At 61.0% G+C, this 16,444-nt stretch carries 11 protein-coding genes; 8 read left to right on the top strand and 3 right to left on the bottom strand.

All coding sequences use genetic code 11. The features are described 5' to 3' along the window. Window positions 1-12 precede the first annotated feature (12 nt). The 5 genes from B2Y33_RS18300 (at window position 13) to B2Y33_RS18280 (ending at window position 7,565) form a co-directional block, all read left to right on the top strand. The gene (locus B2Y33_RS18300; protein WP_027914936.1) at window positions 13-300 is read left to right on the top strand and encodes a hypothetical protein; all 288 of its coding nucleotides are present in this window, start codon (window positions 13-15) and stop codon (window positions 298-300) included. Between the two features lie 175 nt (window positions 301-475). Further along, window positions 476-1,717 (top strand): multidrug efflux RND transporter periplasmic adaptor subunit MexE, encoded by a 1,242-nt coding sequence (gene mexE / locus B2Y33_RS18295; RefSeq protein WP_027914935.1) that lies wholly within the window; start codon window positions 476-478, stop codon window positions 1,715-1,717. Window positions 1,718-1,729: 12 nt separating this feature from the next. Next, entirely contained in the window at window positions 1,730-4,909 is a 3,180-nt protein-coding gene (locus tag B2Y33_RS18290; protein ID WP_206405524.1) for an efflux RND transporter permease subunit, read from the top strand. Continuing rightward, window positions 4,906-6,321 (top strand): efflux transporter outer membrane subunit, encoded by a 1,416-nt coding sequence (locus B2Y33_RS18285; protein WP_027914933.1) that lies wholly within the window; start codon window positions 4,906-4,908, stop codon window positions 6,319-6,321. The genes B2Y33_RS18290 and B2Y33_RS18285 overlap by 4 nt, the downstream gene beginning before the upstream one ends. 188 nt (window positions 6,322-6,509) lie before the next feature. Then, complete coding sequence (locus tag B2Y33_RS18280; protein ID WP_027914932.1) at window positions 6,510-7,565, top strand: hypothetical protein; 1,056 nt, start codon at window positions 6,510-6,512, stop codon at window positions 7,563-7,565. Window positions 7,566-7,583: 18 nt separating this feature from the next. Here the strand turns inward: B2Y33_RS18280 and B2Y33_RS18275 are convergent, their stop codons facing one another. Beyond that, window positions 7,584-9,476, bottom strand: a complete 1,893-nt coding sequence (locus B2Y33_RS18275) for a hybrid sensor histidine kinase/response regulator (protein ID WP_080992871.1) — start codon at window positions 9,474-9,476, stop codon at window positions 7,584-7,586. A gap of 473 nt (window positions 9,477-9,949) precedes the next feature. Here B2Y33_RS18275 and B2Y33_RS18270 point away from each other — a divergent pair, with 473 nt between their 5' ends. Beyond that, on the top strand, window positions 9,950-10,762 hold the full coding sequence (locus B2Y33_RS18270) for a CSS-motif domain-containing protein (protein WP_206405523.1): 813 nt from the start codon (window positions 9,950-9,952) through the stop codon (window positions 10,760-10,762). Between the two features lie 15 nt (window positions 10,763-10,777). Here the strand turns inward: B2Y33_RS18270 and hppD are convergent, their stop codons facing one another. Next, window positions 10,778-11,854: a 4-hydroxyphenylpyruvate dioxygenase gene (hppD, locus tag B2Y33_RS18265; RefSeq protein ID WP_027914930.1), complete on the bottom strand. Its 1,077-nt coding sequence runs from the start codon at window positions 11,852-11,854 to the stop codon at window positions 10,778-10,780. 296 nt (window positions 11,855-12,150) lie between these two features. Between hppD and B2Y33_RS18260 the strand changes: the two genes are divergently transcribed. Continuing rightward, on the top strand, window positions 12,151-13,737 hold the full coding sequence (locus tag B2Y33_RS18260; RefSeq protein WP_206405522.1) for an EAL domain-containing protein: 1,587 nt from the start codon (window positions 12,151-12,153) through the stop codon (window positions 13,735-13,737). Window positions 13,738-13,770: 33 nt separating this feature from the next. After that, window positions 13,771-14,658, top strand: coding sequence for an EamA family transporter RarD (rarD, locus tag B2Y33_RS18255; RefSeq protein ID WP_027914928.1), 888 nt, complete (start codon window positions 13,771-13,773; stop codon window positions 14,656-14,658). Here rarD and B2Y33_RS18250 read toward each other — a convergent pair. Then, on the bottom strand, window positions 14,621-16,192 hold the full coding sequence (locus B2Y33_RS18250; protein ID WP_206405521.1) for a TerC family protein: 1,572 nt from the start codon (window positions 16,190-16,192) through the stop codon (window positions 14,621-14,623). The two genes, rarD and B2Y33_RS18250, sit on opposite strands and share 38 nt — an antisense overlap. Window positions 16,193-16,444 lie beyond the last annotated feature (252 nt).

The following is a 16,444-nucleotide window of genomic DNA, read 5'->3' as shown; positions in this document are numbered from 1 at the left end:
AAGGAGATTGCCATGAATCGTCCCAGCTTCCTGTTGCTTGCCCTGCTTGCCTCGCCCCTGGCCCTGGCGGCCGGCACCGGGCCTACCTACCCGGATGACCCGCACAACCAGGCACCCAAGCCGGGTGCAGACAGCACGCTCAACCCGATCGAGAAGCCCATGCCCCGTGATACCGATCCAAGGCTACAGGGCAATGATCCAGACAGCCCGCCGGCGCAGCAGAACGACAACCAGGATTTACCGGGCATGGACGGCACTGGCTCGGAAGGCGCATCAAGCAAGGGTGCAAGCCAGCCCTGACTCATTGGGGGCGCCGGGGGCGCCCCACCGCTGAGCGGCTCCTTCATCACCAGGTGGCGATAGCCGATGGGTTCATATCATTCACCATGATAATAACCTTCAGCCCATTCGATTCGTTCCCCGCACGCAACACACTCACACTCCGCCCATTCCTAATATATTGGCGGAGTTCTCCATGGAGCAGTCACTCAAACCTTTCGGTGTTCCACTTGCAGCCCTCGCAGTGGTAGCGCTCGGCGCTTGCAGCAAAACCCCCGATGCCGCGCAGGCCCCGGCAGCTCCGAAGGTCACCGTGGCCAAGGTGATCGAACAGCCGATCAACGAATGGGACGAGTTCACCGGACGCCTGGAAGCACCGGAAACCGTCGAGGTGCGCCCCCGTGTGTCGGGCCAGATCGACCAAGTGGCGTTCACCGAAGGCGCCCAGGTACGCAAGGGTGACCTGTTGTTCCAGATCGACCCTCGGCCCTTCCAGGCTGAAGTCCGCCGCCTTGAGGCCCAGCTGCAGCAAGCCAAGGCCAGTGCCATCCGAAGCGCCAATGAAGCTCGCCGGGGTGAGCGTCTACGAGACAGCAACGCCATCTCCGCCGAACTGGCAGAGTCACGCAACAGTGCTGCGGCCGAAGCACGCGCCGGCGTAGATGCCATCCAGGCCCAACTTGACCTGGCACGTTTGAACCTGAGCTTCACCCGTGTCACCTCCCCTATCAACGGCCGCGTGAGCCGCGCGCAGTTCACCGCCGGCAACATCGTCACTGCCGATGTCACGCCCCTGACCAGCGTGGTCTCCACTGACAAGGTGTACGCCTATTTCGATGCTGACGAACGCGTCTACCTCAAGTACACACAGCTGGCCCGCCAAGGCCAGCGCGGGCAAAGCACCCCGGTCTACCTGGGCCTGACCAACGAGACTGGCAACCCGCACCTGGGGCAGATGAACTTCGTCGACAACCAGGTCAACCCGCGCACCGGCACCATTCGTGGCCGGGCCGTGTTCGACAACAAACGCGGTGAATTCACCCCTGGCCTGTATGCACGCCTGAAGCTGGTCGGCAGCGCTCAATACGATGCGGTGCTGATCAACGACGAAGCGGTGGGCACCGACCTTGGCAAGAAGTTCGTGCTGGTCATGGACAAAGACAACAAGGCGGCCTATCGCGCTGTCGAGTTGGGGCCAAAGCTTGAGGGCTTGCGCATCGTGCGCAGCGGGCTGGGCAAGGACGACCGCATTGTGGTCAGGGGCCTGCAGCGAGTGCGTCCAGGCTCCCAGGTCACCCCTGAAGAAGCGCCAATGGCCAGCGAGCAGACACTGGCCGCGCTTGCCGAGCAACGTCAGGCTCTGGAGGCGAGCACCCGCACGGCCAAAGTGGCCGGCAACACCAATCAGGGCGCCAGCGCGCCTGCGCCGCGCGGTTGAGGAACCCCACCGATGAACTTCTCCAAATTCTTCATCACACGGCCCATCTTCGCGGCGGTGCTGTCACTGGTGCTGCTGATCGCAGGCTCCATTTCGCTGTTCCAGTTGCCCATCAGTGAATACCCTGAGGTCGTACCGCCTACGGTTGTGGTACGCGCCAACTTCCCGGGTGCCAACCCCAAGGTCATCGGCGAAACCGTTGCCGCGCCCCTGGAGCAAGCCATTACCGGGGTCGAGAACATGCTCTACATGTCCTCGCAATCCACCGCCGATGGCAAGCTGACCTTGACCATCACCTTCGCCCTGGGGACCGACCTGGACAATGCCCAGGTGCAGGTGCAGAACCGTGTGACCCGCACGCAGCCCAAGCTGCCCGAGGAAGTGACACGTATCGGTATCACGGTGGACAAGGCGTCGCCCGACCTGACCATGGTCGTGCACCTGACTTCACCGGACAACCGCTATGACATGCTCTACCTGTCCAACTACGCCATCCTGAACATCAAGGACGAGCTGGCACGGTTGGGTGGTGTGGGTGATGTGCAGCTGTTTGGCATGGGCGACTACTCCCTGCGCGTCTGGCTGGACCCGAACAAGACCGCCTCGCGCAACCTGACGGCCACCGATGTGGTCACTGCAATTCGCGAGCAGAACCGCCAGGTGGCCGCGGGTCAGCTGGGTGCTCCGCCGGCGCCGGGCTCCACCAGCTTCCAGCTCTCGATCAACACCCAGGGCCGCCTGGTCAATGAGGAAGAATTCGAGAACATCATCATCCGTGCCGGTGCGGACGGTGAGATCACGCGCCTGAAGGACATCGCTCGTGTCGAACTGGGCTCTAGCCAGTACGCGCTGCGCTCGCTGCTCAACAACCAGCCTGCCGTGGCCATCCCAATCTTCCAGCGCCCGGGCTCGAACGCCATCGACATCTCCGATGAAGTACGCGCCAAGATGGCGGAATTGAAGAAAGACTTCCCCGAGGGCATGGACTACAGCATCGTCTACGACCCTACCGTGTTCGTGCGCGGCTCGATCGAGGCGGTGGTGCACACGCTGTTCGAAGCATTGGTACTGGTGGTGCTGGTGGTCATCCTGTTCCTGCAGACCTGGCGTGCATCGATCATTCCGCTACTGGCCGTACCGGTATCGCTGATCGGCACCTTCGCCGTGATGCACCTGTTCGGCTTCTCGCTCAATGCCCTTTCCTTGTTCGGGTTGGTGCTGGCAATCGGCATCGTGGTCGATGACGCCATCGTGGTAGTGGAGAACGTCGAGCGCAACATCGGGCTGGGTCTCAAACCGCTCGAAGCCACGCAAAAAGCCATGAGCGAGGTGACAGGCCCGATCATCGCCACCGCCTTGGTGCTGTGCGCGGTGTTCGTACCCGCAGCGTTCATCTCGGGGCTGACTGGACAGTTCTACAAGCAGTTTGCCCTGACCATTGCGATCTCCACGGTGATCTCGGCGTTCAACTCGCTGACCCTGTCCCCTGCCTTGGCGGCGGTACTGCTCAAGGACCACCATGCGCCCAGGGACAAATTCTCGCGGCTGTTGGACAGGTTGCTGGGTAGCTGGCTTTTTGCGCCCTTCAACCGCTTCTTCGACCGCGCCAGCCATCGCTACGTGGGCGGTGTCCGCCGAGTGATCCGTTCCAGTGGCATCGCCCTGTTCGTCTATGCCGGTTTGATGGGCCTGACCTATCTGGGCTTCTCCTCCACGCCGACCGGTTTCGTGCCTGCCCAGGACAAGCAGTACTTGGTGGCGTTTGCCCAATTGCCGGATGCCGCCAGCCTTGATCGCACCGAAGCGGTGATCAAGCGCATGAGCGAGATTGCCCTCAAGCAACCGGGCGTGGCGGACTCTGTCGCGTTCCCGGGCCTGTCCATCAATGGCTTCACCAACAGCCCCAACAGCGGCATCGTGTTCACGCCTCTCAAGCCCTTCGACGAGCGCAAGGACCCCAGCCAGTCGGCCGCTGCCATCGCCGCAGCCTTGAACGCCCAGTTCGCCGACATTCAGGACGCCTACATCGCGATCTTCCCACCGCCGCCCGTGCAAGGGCTCGGCACCATCGGTGGCTTCCGCCTGCAGATCGAGGACCGTGGCAACCTGGGTTACGAAGCGCTGTACAAGGAAACCCAGAACATCATTGCCAAGAGCCATGAGGTGCCTGAGCTTGCGGGACTGTTCACCAGCTACCAGGTCAACGTGCCGCAGGTCGATGCGGCCATCGATCGTGAGAAAGCCAAGACCCACGGCGTGGCCATCAACGATATCTTCGACACTCTGCAAGTGTACCTGGGGTCGCTGTATACCAATGACTTCAACCGATTCGGACGTACCTACCAGGTCAACGTGCAGGCCGAGCAGCAGTTCCGGCTCAACGCCGAGCAGATCGGACAGTTGAAGGTGCGCAACAATCGGGGCGATATGATCCCATTGGCCACGTTCCTCAAGGTCACCGACACCTCCGGGCCCGACCGCGTGATGCACTACAACGGCTTCATCACCGCAGAAATCAATGGCGCAGCGGCGCCTGGGTACAGCTCAGGCCAGGCAGAAGCGGCCATCGAGAAACTCCTGAAGCAGGAATTGCCCAACGGCATGACCTTCGAGTGGACGGACCTGACCTACCAGCAGATCCTCTCGGGCAACACTGCGCTGTTCGTGTTCCCGTTGTGCGTGTTGTTGGCGTTCCTGGTACTGGCCGCCCAGTACGAGAGCTGGAGCCTGCCCTTGGCGGTGATCCTGATCGTGCCGATGACGCTGCTCTCGGCCATTACTGGCGTCATTGTCTCCGGTGGTGACAACAACATCTTCACCCAGATCGGGCTCATCGTTCTGGTCGGGCTTGCCTGCAAGAACGCCATCCTGATCGTGGAGTTCGCCAAAGACGAGCAGGCCAAAGGCCTCGATCCTCTGGCTGCGGTGCTGGAAGCCTGCCGTCTGCGCTTGCGCCCCATCCTGATGACGTCCATCGCGTTCATCATGGGTGTCGTACCGCTGGTGTTCAGCTCGGGAGCAGGCTCGGAGATGCGTCATGCCATGGGCGTGGCGGTGTTCTCCGGGATGATCGGCGTCACGGTGTTCGGCCTGTTCCTGACCCCGGTGTTCTTCTTCCTGATCCGCCGTTTTGTCGAGCGACGTCAGGCCCGCAAGGCCGAGCGCATCCATCCGCTGGAGAACCCTGCATGAACCTGTTCAAACACCTGACACCGAGCCTGCTCAGCCTGGCCCTGGCGGCCTGCGCGGTAGGGCCTGATTACCACGCGCCGGCTACTGCCCCAGCTCAGCTGGACGTCGATGCCCAGGCCAAGGCCTATGACCGCACCCGTTTCGAGAGCCTGTGGTGGAAACAGTTCGACGACCCGACCCTGAACCAACTGGTGCAGGCCTCGTTGGAAGGTAACCGAGATCTACGGGTCGCTTTCGCACGACTCAAGTCGGCCAGGGCGATTCGGGACGATGCCGAAAACGATCTGTTCCCGGTCGTGACCAGCCGTGCCAGCAGTGAAGTGGGCAAAGGCCAGGTGCCTGGCCAGACTGACCATCGGGTCAATGCCGAGCGCTACGACCTTGGCCTGGACATGGCGTGGGAAGTCGACCTGTTCGGGCGGATTACGCGCCAGATCGAAGCCAGCCAGGCTCAGGAAGCAGCAGCGGCGGCTGACCTTCAGCAACTTCAGGTCAGCCTAATCGCCGAGCTGGTCGACGCCTACGGTCAGCTGCGCGGCGCGCAACTGCGTGAACACATAGCCTTGGCGAACCTCAAGACCCAGCAACAATCGCGCACCATCACTGAAACGCTGCGCGATGCCGGGGTGGGTAATGAACTGGACGTGGTACGGGCCGACGCGCGCTTGGCAGGGGTCGAAGCCAGTGTGCCGCAGTTGCAGGCCCAACAGGCCAGATCACGGCATCGCATCGCCACCTTGCTGGGCCGTCGACCTGACGCAATCGGCGTTGACCTGTCCCCCAAAGCACTGCCAGCCATCGCCAAGGCCTTGCCTGTCGGTGACCCTGGTGAACTGCTGCGCCGACGCCCCGACATACGCAGCGCCGAACGCCAGCTCGCTGCGGCCACCGCAAACGTCGGGGTGGCGACGGCAGATCTGTTTCCCCGGGTGAGCCTGAGCGGTTTCCTGGGCTTCACCGCAGCGCGCGGCTCCCAGCTCGGCTCCTCGGCAGCGGGCGCCTGGGGGTTGGGGCCCAGCATTACTTGGGCGGCCTTTGACTTGGGCAGCGTGAGGGCACGCCTGCGCGGCGCCAAAGCCGACGCGCAAGGCGCGCTGGCTAACTATGAGCAGCAGGTACTGCTGGCGTTGGAAGAGTCGGCCAATGCGTTCAGCGACTACGACAAGATCCAGCAGCGGCTGCTGTCGCTGATGCGCCAGAGCGAGGCCAGCCGCAAAGCGGCCGACCTGGCGTCGATCCGCTACCGCGAGGGGTCAGTCGATTACCTGGTGCTGCTCGATGCCGAGCGCGAGCGCCTGAGTGCGGAGGATGCACAGGCCCTTGGCGAGGTCGACCTCTATCGGGGAATCGTTTCAATTTACAAGGCACTCGGTGGCGGCTGGCAACCTGACACGGTAGCCAGCTCGCACTGAACCGCAGCTCAACAAGCTCCTTTGGTTGGTCCCGGACCGGCCGTTTGCCCCGCAGATCGAGTTCTGCGGGGCTTTTTTTGCTCGGGCCTGCGGGTTTCAGGCAAAGCCTGCCACAGGCGTACCCAGCCCGGTTGCATTTAACCGAAGGCTGGCCCAAGCTTTGCCTCTCCTGACACACGGACCGTCCGATGCCAAGACGTACCCGCTACCTGATTGCATTGCTGGCGTTGATGATGCTGTCAGCGCTGTTCGGTTATCTGTGGCGCGACGTAGAGCCTGATCAGCCAGCACTGCCCCCGCATAGCTACGTGAAGGCACTGCGCCAGGCCCATGACGGTCAGCCCGGCGCTGCACGGGTCTTGTACCAACAGCTTCAGCGCCATGACCTGCCGGCCATCCGCCGAGCGGCCCTGTATGCCGAGCTGCCCAATTACCCGTCTGCGCTAGCCTTCAAGCTGGCCCAGGCAGATCTGGACCATGCCGATGCCATCGTTCGTCGCGCCGCCGTGTCCGCGATCAGCCGCCTGCTGCCTGGGCCTCAGCGGAGCCTGATACTTGGCCCCCTGCTTGAAGACAGCGATCAGAGCGTTCGTTTTGCGGCCGTAGGGGCGCTGTTGGACGTGGACGCTGACAGCATGGGCCTGTATCTGCGTGCCTTGCACGAAGCCATTGGGGCGCAGGAGCAGGTTCTGCTCGCCCAGCCCCAGGACGTCGATGCACAGGTCCAGCTGGCCCGCCTGTACCTGCACGAGGACGAGTATGCCAAGGCGGCCGCTGCCATCGAGCGGGCATTGGCGGGCGATAACAGCAACCTCGATGCCGTGGCGTTGAAGGTGACCGTGCTCGAGCGCCAAGGGGCGCACGATGTTGCACGTCAGGTGCTGGCCGATGCGTTGGCAGTGACACCCGATTCGGCGTTCTTGCAGCATGAACTCGGCCGTTGGCTGATTCGTCACGACCAGCAGGAATACGCGCTATTGGCGCTGTCGCGGGCGGTCGAACTGGAGCCGGACAATGCCGAGTATCGTCTGACCCTTGCCACGACCTTGCATGACCTTGAACAGCTGGATGCGGCTCAGAGACAGCTGGAAGCCATCTTGAGCAGAGCGCCAGCCAATCGGCAAGCCAGAGTCCTGTTGATCGAGTACTGGAAAGCGTCCGGACAGTTGCAGAATGTCCAGGTGCTGCTCGCCGAACTCGAGCGCCAGAACCCTGATGATCCATTCCTGCAGAAAGACCTTTAGACTCGCGGCCACCCTGCGTCAGCTGTCGATCATCTCCAATGCCTGCTCCGCCAACTGCGCCAGCTGGAATGGCTTGCGCAGAAGCGCCGTTCCGGGCTGCTCAGTGGCGTCGGAGTCGATTTCCTGCAAGGCATAGCCCGTGATGAACAGGATCTTCTGGTCTGGCTTGAGCATGCGCATGGCCTTAGCCACTTGCCTGCCACTGAAGCTGCCGGGCAACCCGATGTCAGTAATCACCAGCTCGAAAGGTTCATCCTGGCGAAAGCGCTGCAGAGCACTGTTGGCATCCGCGACATCGGTTACATCGAAGCCAGATTCAATCAAGTATTCGCGCATCACCGTACGCAGGTTCGATTCATCATCGACCAGCAGTACGCGCTCGCCGCTCCCTACCCGGCTTGAGCTCTTGCGACCGGCGAGCGTTTCGTGAACGGCCTCAAAGCAGCGTGGGAACAGCATGCTTACCTTGGTCCCCTCGCCCACCGTAGACTCGATCCACGCATAGCCACCCGATTGACGAACGAAACCGTAGACCATTGATAGCCCCAGCCCAGCCCCCCGACCTGGAGGCTTGCTGGTGAAGAAGGGTTCGAAAGCCCTGGCCACGTCGCTGGCCGGCATGCCATGACCTTCATCGGCTATATGCAGGGCCACATAGTCGCCGGCAGGCAACCCTGTTTCATCCGGAAAGGGCACGCTCAGCCGTTCGTTGACGCTGCGAACCCTCACGGTGCCCTTGCCTAGGCTTGCCTCGCGCGCATTGGCGCACAGGCACAGCAATGCGTTTTCGAACGCCGCAATGTCCAAGGCTACGACCCAGGATGCGACGTCCAGTTGCCAGTCGATGTGCATCTCGGGGCCCAGAGCGCTCAGCAGCAGCGGCTCGCTCAGGCGCAGTTGGCGATTGAGGTGAAACGGTCTCGGCGCCGAAGGCCGATCACGAGAAAAGGCGAGCAGGCGATGGGTCAGTTCCATGGCGCGTAGTACCGAATCACGAGAAAGCTTCACATACTCCTCGATACGTTCCAGGCGCCCTTCCTGGAGTCGCAGCTGCAGTAGCTCAAGCCCACCCCCAATACCCGACAGCAGGTTGTTCATCTCGTTGCCCATGCCGCCGGCCAATTGTCCCACCGCCTCCATGCGCTCGGTGTTACGCATCAACATGCGGGATTGGCGCATGGCCTCTTCGCGTGTTCCGGTGATGTCTCGCCCTACGATGGTCACCAATCTCGCACCCACTCGCGCACGCCATCTAAACCAGTGGTAGTGGCCTTCACGGTGCCGCAGGCGCGTCTCGATCTGATGGGTATCGTTGCGACGCAGCAGCGATTCAATCGCTAGCTGGACCTGTGCAAGGTCTGCAGGGTGGACCAGGGACAAGATGGGCAAGTGCCGCACCTGCTCCAGCTCCCATCCGAGAATGCTTAGCCAGGTGGGATTGGCATTGTGCAGCTTGAGGTCGGAGGTGACCGTCATCATGGCGTCGTTTGACAGCTGCCAGATTCTTTCCAGCTCGCTGGCATGAGATGCAATCTGCCTCTCCAACGACATGGCCTGGCTTCGCCAATGCTCACGGCCCCCCTTGGTTGCCGTGGTTTCGATGATCGTATGGACAAACCCTGCGACCTCCCCTAACTCATCGTTCAGGGGGGTATAACCCAAGGCGCACCAGATGCCGTCAGCGTGATCGCAGCGAGCGATGTGGACTGGCGGATGTTCGATGAAACTGGAACGGCCCGCTAGCGCGTCGAACACAGACGGGCCCAGACTTTCCCAGTCGTCGTGCCACAGCGTATCGAAACGCGCACCTAACGTGATTGGCGATCCCTTGAGCGCCACATAGGCGTCGTTGGGTATGACCGTCAGTTGACTGCCCCACACCACAGCACACGCAAACGGCGAGCGAGACATGGTGTCGACTGCGATGCGCAAGCAGGCAGGCCAGTGGGGCAAGGCCCCCAGAGGCGTATGCGACCAATCGAAGCGGATTACTTGTTCCTTGAAATCGCTTGGGCGTGTCCGTTTGGAGAGTCTAGTTGCGACCGATCTCGTTGAGACTCCAGGTCCTTCTTTGCCGACCAATGTGGTTCTCCGTCGTTAAGCGAAAGCCGGTGGCCTTAGTGATGGGCCTGCACGCAAGCTCCATGCGCCGTGCCACGTTAGCATAGGCCAGCGCGACACGCAGACCCTCCTGCCCCGGATGTGCCGGCGCAAGCCCATTCATCTGTTGCTGCACCGCTTATGAAAACGGATGGCAGCTACGTTCAGCCTAACCAAATCCCACACCTTCTCGGCTATCCCCCTACAGTGGTGCTTTCGACAACGCCCTAGGCTTGAGCCAGCTGCCCACCCTGGGCAGCGCGAGGCTTGAGGAACGATGATCGATGGACAAGTTCATGCATGCGGGGCGGAGCCTGCTTGAGTTGGTACTGCTGATGGCTGTAGGTCTGGTACCTGTCTTTTCAGGACTACTGGTCATCAACTATCAGCAGGAGGCCAAGCTTGCGGACAACGCTGAAGTGTCGGTTCGGGAGGCGGTTTTCAGCGTCGATCAAGCCTTGGACCGCGTACAAGAGGTGGCCCTGAGCACGCTGCCACTGGCTGGTCAGCCTTGCAGTAGCATCAGACGCGCCCTTGTCGACCAGGTGACCAGCCGTTCGATGCTCAGGTCGCTGGCTGTGATTGATGACGGCAAGGCCTATTGCAGCTCCGCCTCGGACTCGCATGAGCTGCTGACTGAAATTGCCTCGACCGGGCAACTGTTGACGTTCAACCACCTGATGCTGGATGCGAAGGGTTACTTGCTGATGAACATGTACGTGCAAGGTGAGAAAAAAGGCGTGATCGCAACAAGCTTTCCAGTGCAATTGCGCACTGAACTTGACGCTTTCAAGGACGGACTCGCGCTGGTGTTGGAGTTTGACAAGCACTCTGTCTGGAAGGATGGCGATAGCCTGAACGGTACAAGGCCTTCCGTCGCGGAATTCACCCATGAACTGGGGTCCACCCAGTACCCTTACCGGGTGGTCGCTGGCTATCCCGCGGGTTACGCCGCCCAGGAACTGCGCACTGCCGTGTTCAAGATGCTCCCTTCATTGATGCTGGTGGGGCTCATGACGGGCTCGGTGATCTACATGGTGTTGAGCAAAATGCGCGGCAGGCAGCGAAACAGTGCCGTCGATCGCCCAGGACCATGACGGCACCGCCGGTATTTACTCGACGCTGAGCACGCCGCGGCGAACCTGGTCACGCTCGATGGATTCGAACAGCGCCTTGAAGTTGCCTTCTCCGAATCCGTCGTCACCCTTGCGCTGGATGAACTCGAAGAACACCGGCCCCAGCAGCGTTTCGGAGAATATCTGCAACAACAGTCGTTTGTCCCCGGCTTGTGCTGCACCGTCCAGCAAAATGCCACGTGCCTGAAGCTGATCCACCGGCTCACCATGATCAGGCAGGCGCTCGGGAAGCATCTCGTAGTAAGTCTGCGGCGGCGGGGTCATGAAGCGCATGCCCAGACCTTTGAGCGCATCCCAGGTCTTGACCAGGTCGTCGGTCGAGAACGCGACATGCTGAATGCCTTCGCCATTGAACTGCATCAGGAACTCTTCGATCTGTCCCGCACCCTTGGACGATTCTTCGTTGAGCGGAATCCGGATCATGCCATCGGGCGCAGTCATCGCCTTGGAGGTCAGACCTGTGTATTCCCCCTTGATATCGAAGTAGCGTATTTCGCGGAAGTTGAACAACTTCTCGTAGAACCCAGCCCAATAGGCCATGCGCCCGCGATAGACGTTATGGGTCAGGTGGTCGATGACCTTCAGGCCTGCACCGGTCGGGTGGCGATCCACGCCGTCGATGAAGTTGAAGTCGATGTCATAGATCGAGCTACCTTCTTCAAAACGGTCGATAAGGTAAAGCGGGGCACCGCCGATGCCCTTGATCGCCGGAAGACGCAGTTCCATCGGGCCCGTCTCGATCTCGACGGGCTGTGCGCCCAGCTCCAGGGCGCGGGCGTAAGCATCGTGAGCGTTGCGCACACGAAACGCCATGCCGCAAATGGACGGGCCATGCTCAGCGGCGAAATACGAAGCTACGCTTCTGGGTTCATTGTTCAAGATCAGGTTGATGTCGCCCTGTCGATACAGGTGCACATCCTTGGAGCGGTGGGTGGCCACCTTGGTGAAGCCCAGCATCTGGAATACAGGCTCCAGAACCCCGGGAGTAGGCGAAGCCAGCTCGATGAACTCAAAGCCCATCAAACCCATAGGATTGTCGAAAATATCAGCCATGTGCGTGTCCTCATCTGCAGCGAATTCAATGTTTGCCTGGGATGTCGAACAGCGCCGGCGGGGAGCACGGAATGCCCCGCACACTGCGCGCGAGGAAGTCACCAATGATCAATCTGAAGCCAGGGTATGTCATAGGACCCGTACTCAGCAGGTGTGACGCCTTCGGAACAAAGGCGCCTTATTGTTTTTTTTCGTAAACCGATTCTACACAGCGTAATTTGTTTTGTCCCGCATTAGTTCCTCACCCCTGGGCACAGGGCTATGCTTTGTAACGTCTCCTTCGATCAGTTGCCACTATGCCCCTTTCTAGAAAATCGCGCTCAGGCTTCGGCTGGCGAACCCTGCTGCCCTGGATGGTCGGCGCATTCCCTATCGCATGCGGCCTGACCGTTATGAACTGGCAGATTGAGCGTGATCTGCAAGCCGGCAGCCGAGCGACTGCCGAGCAAGTCATCGAGCATGTCGAGCGCATCCTCGACGGCGCCTTGCGTACGGCGATCGCGTTGCTACCCTCGGCGGGTACGCCGTGTACCGAGGCGCAGCTGCTGTTACGTGGCGAAGTGACCCGCAACGCCTTCATTCGCTCGACCAACCTGGTCAAGCAGGATCGGTTGTACTGCAGTTCGTTATTCGGGGCGTTCGATGAACCGGTAACAGCCAGCGACTATGTCGATGGGCACTTGTGGTTGATGGACGGCAATTCCGTCACACCTGGGCACCCGCTGCTGGTCTATCGCGCCAGTGACAAAGACCGCGCGGCAATCACCACGGTCGATGGCGATCATCTGCTGATGGCGCTGCGTCTGCTGGGTGCAGGCCACGCACTGTACCTGCGCGTGGGAAACGCCTGGATGGGCCGAGACGGCATCGTTCACCGGGGGCCGGCACCGGTTGCGGTTAGCGCCCCCGTGTTCATGGCGTCTGCACATTATCCGTTCAGCGTTGAAGGCGGCTATATGGCGCACCAGTCGAGCCGGCTTTGGCGCAGCCACTATCTGGCGCTTCTGGGCTTACTGGCGGTGCTGGGCGTTGTTGCCGGCGTTGTCTGTCGCTGGCAGATCAGGCGGGCCACCTCGCCGCGTGCCGAGCTGCGCAGGGCATTGGAGGCCGACGAGTTCATGCCCTACTTCCAGCCTGTGGTTCGTCGAGGGGATTACCGCTGGGCCGGTGCAGAAGTGCTGATGCGCTGGAATCACCCGAGTGAAGGTCTGGTTAGGCCCGACCTGTTCATTCCCTATGCCGAGCACAGCGGTCAGATCGTGGCGATGACCCGTTCGCTGATGAAGCATACGGCGAGCAGCCTGGCGCCCTATGTCGCCCTGATGGAGGACGGGTTCCACATCGGCATCAACATCACGGCCGACCACTGCCGCAGCCTTGAGCTTCTGGATGACTGCCGCGCATTCCTGGCCCACTTCCCACCCGGTCGGGTCATCCTCACCCTGGAGTTGACCGAACGCAAGTTGCTCGAACCCTCGCCCACGACGCTGGAGCTGTTCGAGCAGTTGCATGAGATCGGCGTAATGATCGCCCTCGACGATTTCGGCACGGGCCAGTCGAGCCTCAACTACCTCAGGCAGTTCAAGGTGGATTACCTGAAGATCGACCAGAGCTTCGTCGCCTTGATCGGCGGGGACGCGTTGTCCGTTGCCATTCTCGAAACCATCATCGAGCTGTCGGTCAAGTTGGGTCTTGGCATCGTAGCCGAAGGCGTCGAAACGGCGGTTCAGCGTGATTACCTCGAACAACATGGGGTTCACTTCCAGCAGGGTTATCTATACGCCAAACCCATGCCTGCCGCTCAGTTTCTGCAGGCGCTGGCGGCGCAGCCCGCCGCTTCGCGGTTGCCGCAGAGCACGCCCCCTGAGATCATGCGCGGCTGATCTCAACGCTCATCTCCTGCATACGAGGCACTTGTGTCAAAAGGGATTGTTACATCGGTCACGGCGTCCTGCCTGTTCGCCGTGATGTACTTCTATACATCGCTGCTCAAGCCACTGGACGGCGAGGAAATCTTCGGCTGGCGCACCCTGCTCACGCTGCCATGCCTGACCCTGTTCATGCTGGTGTCCAAGGACTGGGCAAGGGTGGGCGAACTGCTGCGCAGGGTCCGGCGTACACCACAGCTGCTGCTGGGTATGGTGGGTACGTCCTGGCTGATGGGCGTGCAACTGTGGCTGTTCCTGTGGGCGCCGCTGCACGGACGCAGTCTGGAAGTGTCGATGGGGTACTTCATGTTGCCCCTGGCCATGGTGCTCACGGGCCGGTTGGTCTACGGCGAGCAATTGTCGCACTTGCAGAAAATTGCAGTGGGCTGTGCGGCGCTTGGTGTGGGCCATGAACTGTATCAGCATGGCAGTTTCGCCTGGGAAACCTTGGTAGTGGTGGTCGGCTACCCCATTTATTTCGTGCTCCGGCGCCGCTGCGGCACGGATCATCTGGGCGGGCTGTGGTGCGACATGTGCCTGCTGTTGCCTTGGGCCCTCTACTTCGTGGTGCAAGGGCCGCTTTCCAGCGCCGACATGCAGGCCCATCCCGGCCTTTACGTACTCATTCCCGTGCTGGGAGCGATCAGCGCGTCTGCGTTGATCGCCTACGTCATGGCCAGCAGGCTATTGCCGTTCAGCCTGTTCGGGTTGCTCAGCTACGTCGAGCCTGTCTTGCTGGTCGGCGTAGCCTTGCTGTTGGGCGAAACCATCGGTGCAGACCAATGGCTGACCTACCTGCCCATCTGGGGGGCCGTGGTGGTGCTGGTCATCGAAGGATTCAAGCACATGCTGCGTCACCGTCGGCGTTCTGTTTGAGGCGCACCTGACGCACCCGACGCTCTTCTACCGCCTCGACGATCAGCGTCCAGTCATTCCAGGCAAGACGATCGCCTACTACCGGAAGGCGATCGAGCAAGCTCATCACCAGGCCCGCCAGGGTCTGGTAGTCCTCGGTCGCACGGGCGGCGAAGCCCGTTCGAGCCTGCACCTGAGCCAGGATCACTGCGCCGCTGACGACGAAGCCCTCCCCATCCTGGATGATCCCAGGCCCCTCCACTTCACTGGCGTCAGGTAGCTCACCGGCGATGGATTCAAGAATGTCGGTCATGGTCAGCACACCCGTGAAATCACCGAACTCGTTGACCACGAAAGCAATGTGGGTGGATTGGCTGCGCATCTGTTCGAGTGCATTGAGGATGCTGAAACTGTCCAGCAGGTTCAACGGTGCCCGGGCCATGCCTTCCAGGTCAGGCTGATTGCCCGACAGCAGCTCCTTGAGTAGCTCCTTCTTGTGCACGAAGCCCAGTGGCTCGTCCACCCGACCGTTACGGATCAGCGGCAGCCGCGAGTAAGGCGAATTGATCAAGGCTCGCGTGATGGCGTCGGCCGGTTGGGCCAGATCGATCACGTCGACTTCCGAGCGCACGGTCATGACTGTCCGGATCGGGCGTTCGGCCAGGTTCAGCACGCCGCTGATCATGATCCGCTCACGACGATCGAACAGCACCTGTTCGCCATTGCCCTCTAGCATGTCGGCGATTTCTTCCCCAACTTCGTCAGCTTCGACGCGACGACCGCCCAGCAGGCGCAACACCGCATGCGCCGTACGTTCACGCAAAGGTCGATGCTGCTGCAGGCTGCGCTTGCGCCGCGCCCTGGCCAGCTGGTTGAACAGCTCGATCAGAATCGAGAAACCGATCGCTGCGTACAGATAGCCTTTGGGGATATGGAAGCCCAGGCCTTCTGCGGTCAGACTGAAACCGATCATCATCAAAAAGCCCAGGCACAGCATGATGACCGTCGGGTGGGCATTGACGAACCGGGTCAGCGGCTTGCTGGCCACAATCATGATACCGATGGAGAAAATCACCGCGATCATCATGATGGACAGGTGTTCGACCATGCCGACTGCGGTGATCACCGCATCCAGGGAGAAGACCGCATCGAGTACCACGATCTGCGCCACGATTGGCCAGAAGGCGGCGTGACGAACGGGGCCGCTGGCCTGGGCAACATGGCCCTCGAGCCGCTCATGCAATTCCATGGTCGCCTTGAAGAGCAGGAACACACCACCAAACAGCATGATCAAGTCGCGCCCGGAGAAACTCTTGTCGAACACCTCGAACAGCGGCGCCGTAAGGGTGACCATCCAGGAGATGCTCGCCAGTAGGCCCAAGCGCATGATCAGCGCCAGGCTCAGGCCAATGATGCGCGCGCGGTCGCGCTGATGAGGGGGAAGCTTGTCTGCCAGGATGGCGATGAATACCAGGTTGTCGATACCCAGCACCAATTCCAGGACGATAAGCGTGAGCAGGCCTAGCCAGGCCGTCGGATCAGCCAGCCATTCCATCAGCGAGTACTCGTCAAAATTGAAGGGGTTGAACGATGTGGCCAGCAAGGCCGGGGACTGGGAGGCTCCGCGAAGGTGCTCATAGTGACCTGAATAACAATTAGGGAAGATGATCCTACAAGCACAGCAGGTTTTTCGGTAAGCGCAAAACTATTACAAACCGTTAGCAGCTATGCCCGTGCACGGCCGGTGCGCTCCCCTGGCACCAGGTAGGCACTTTTGTTCAATACCTGACTGACGTTGCGCCTGGAT

This window comes from Pseudomonas sp. UBA5666 (genome assembly GCF_002420785.1).
Lineage (GTDB): Bacteria > Pseudomonadota > Gammaproteobacteria > Pseudomonadales > Pseudomonadaceae > Aquipseudomonas > Aquipseudomonas fulva.
The sequence above is the reverse complement of the archived record's forward strand: the minus strand, read 5'-3'. Positions and strand labels throughout refer to the sequence as shown.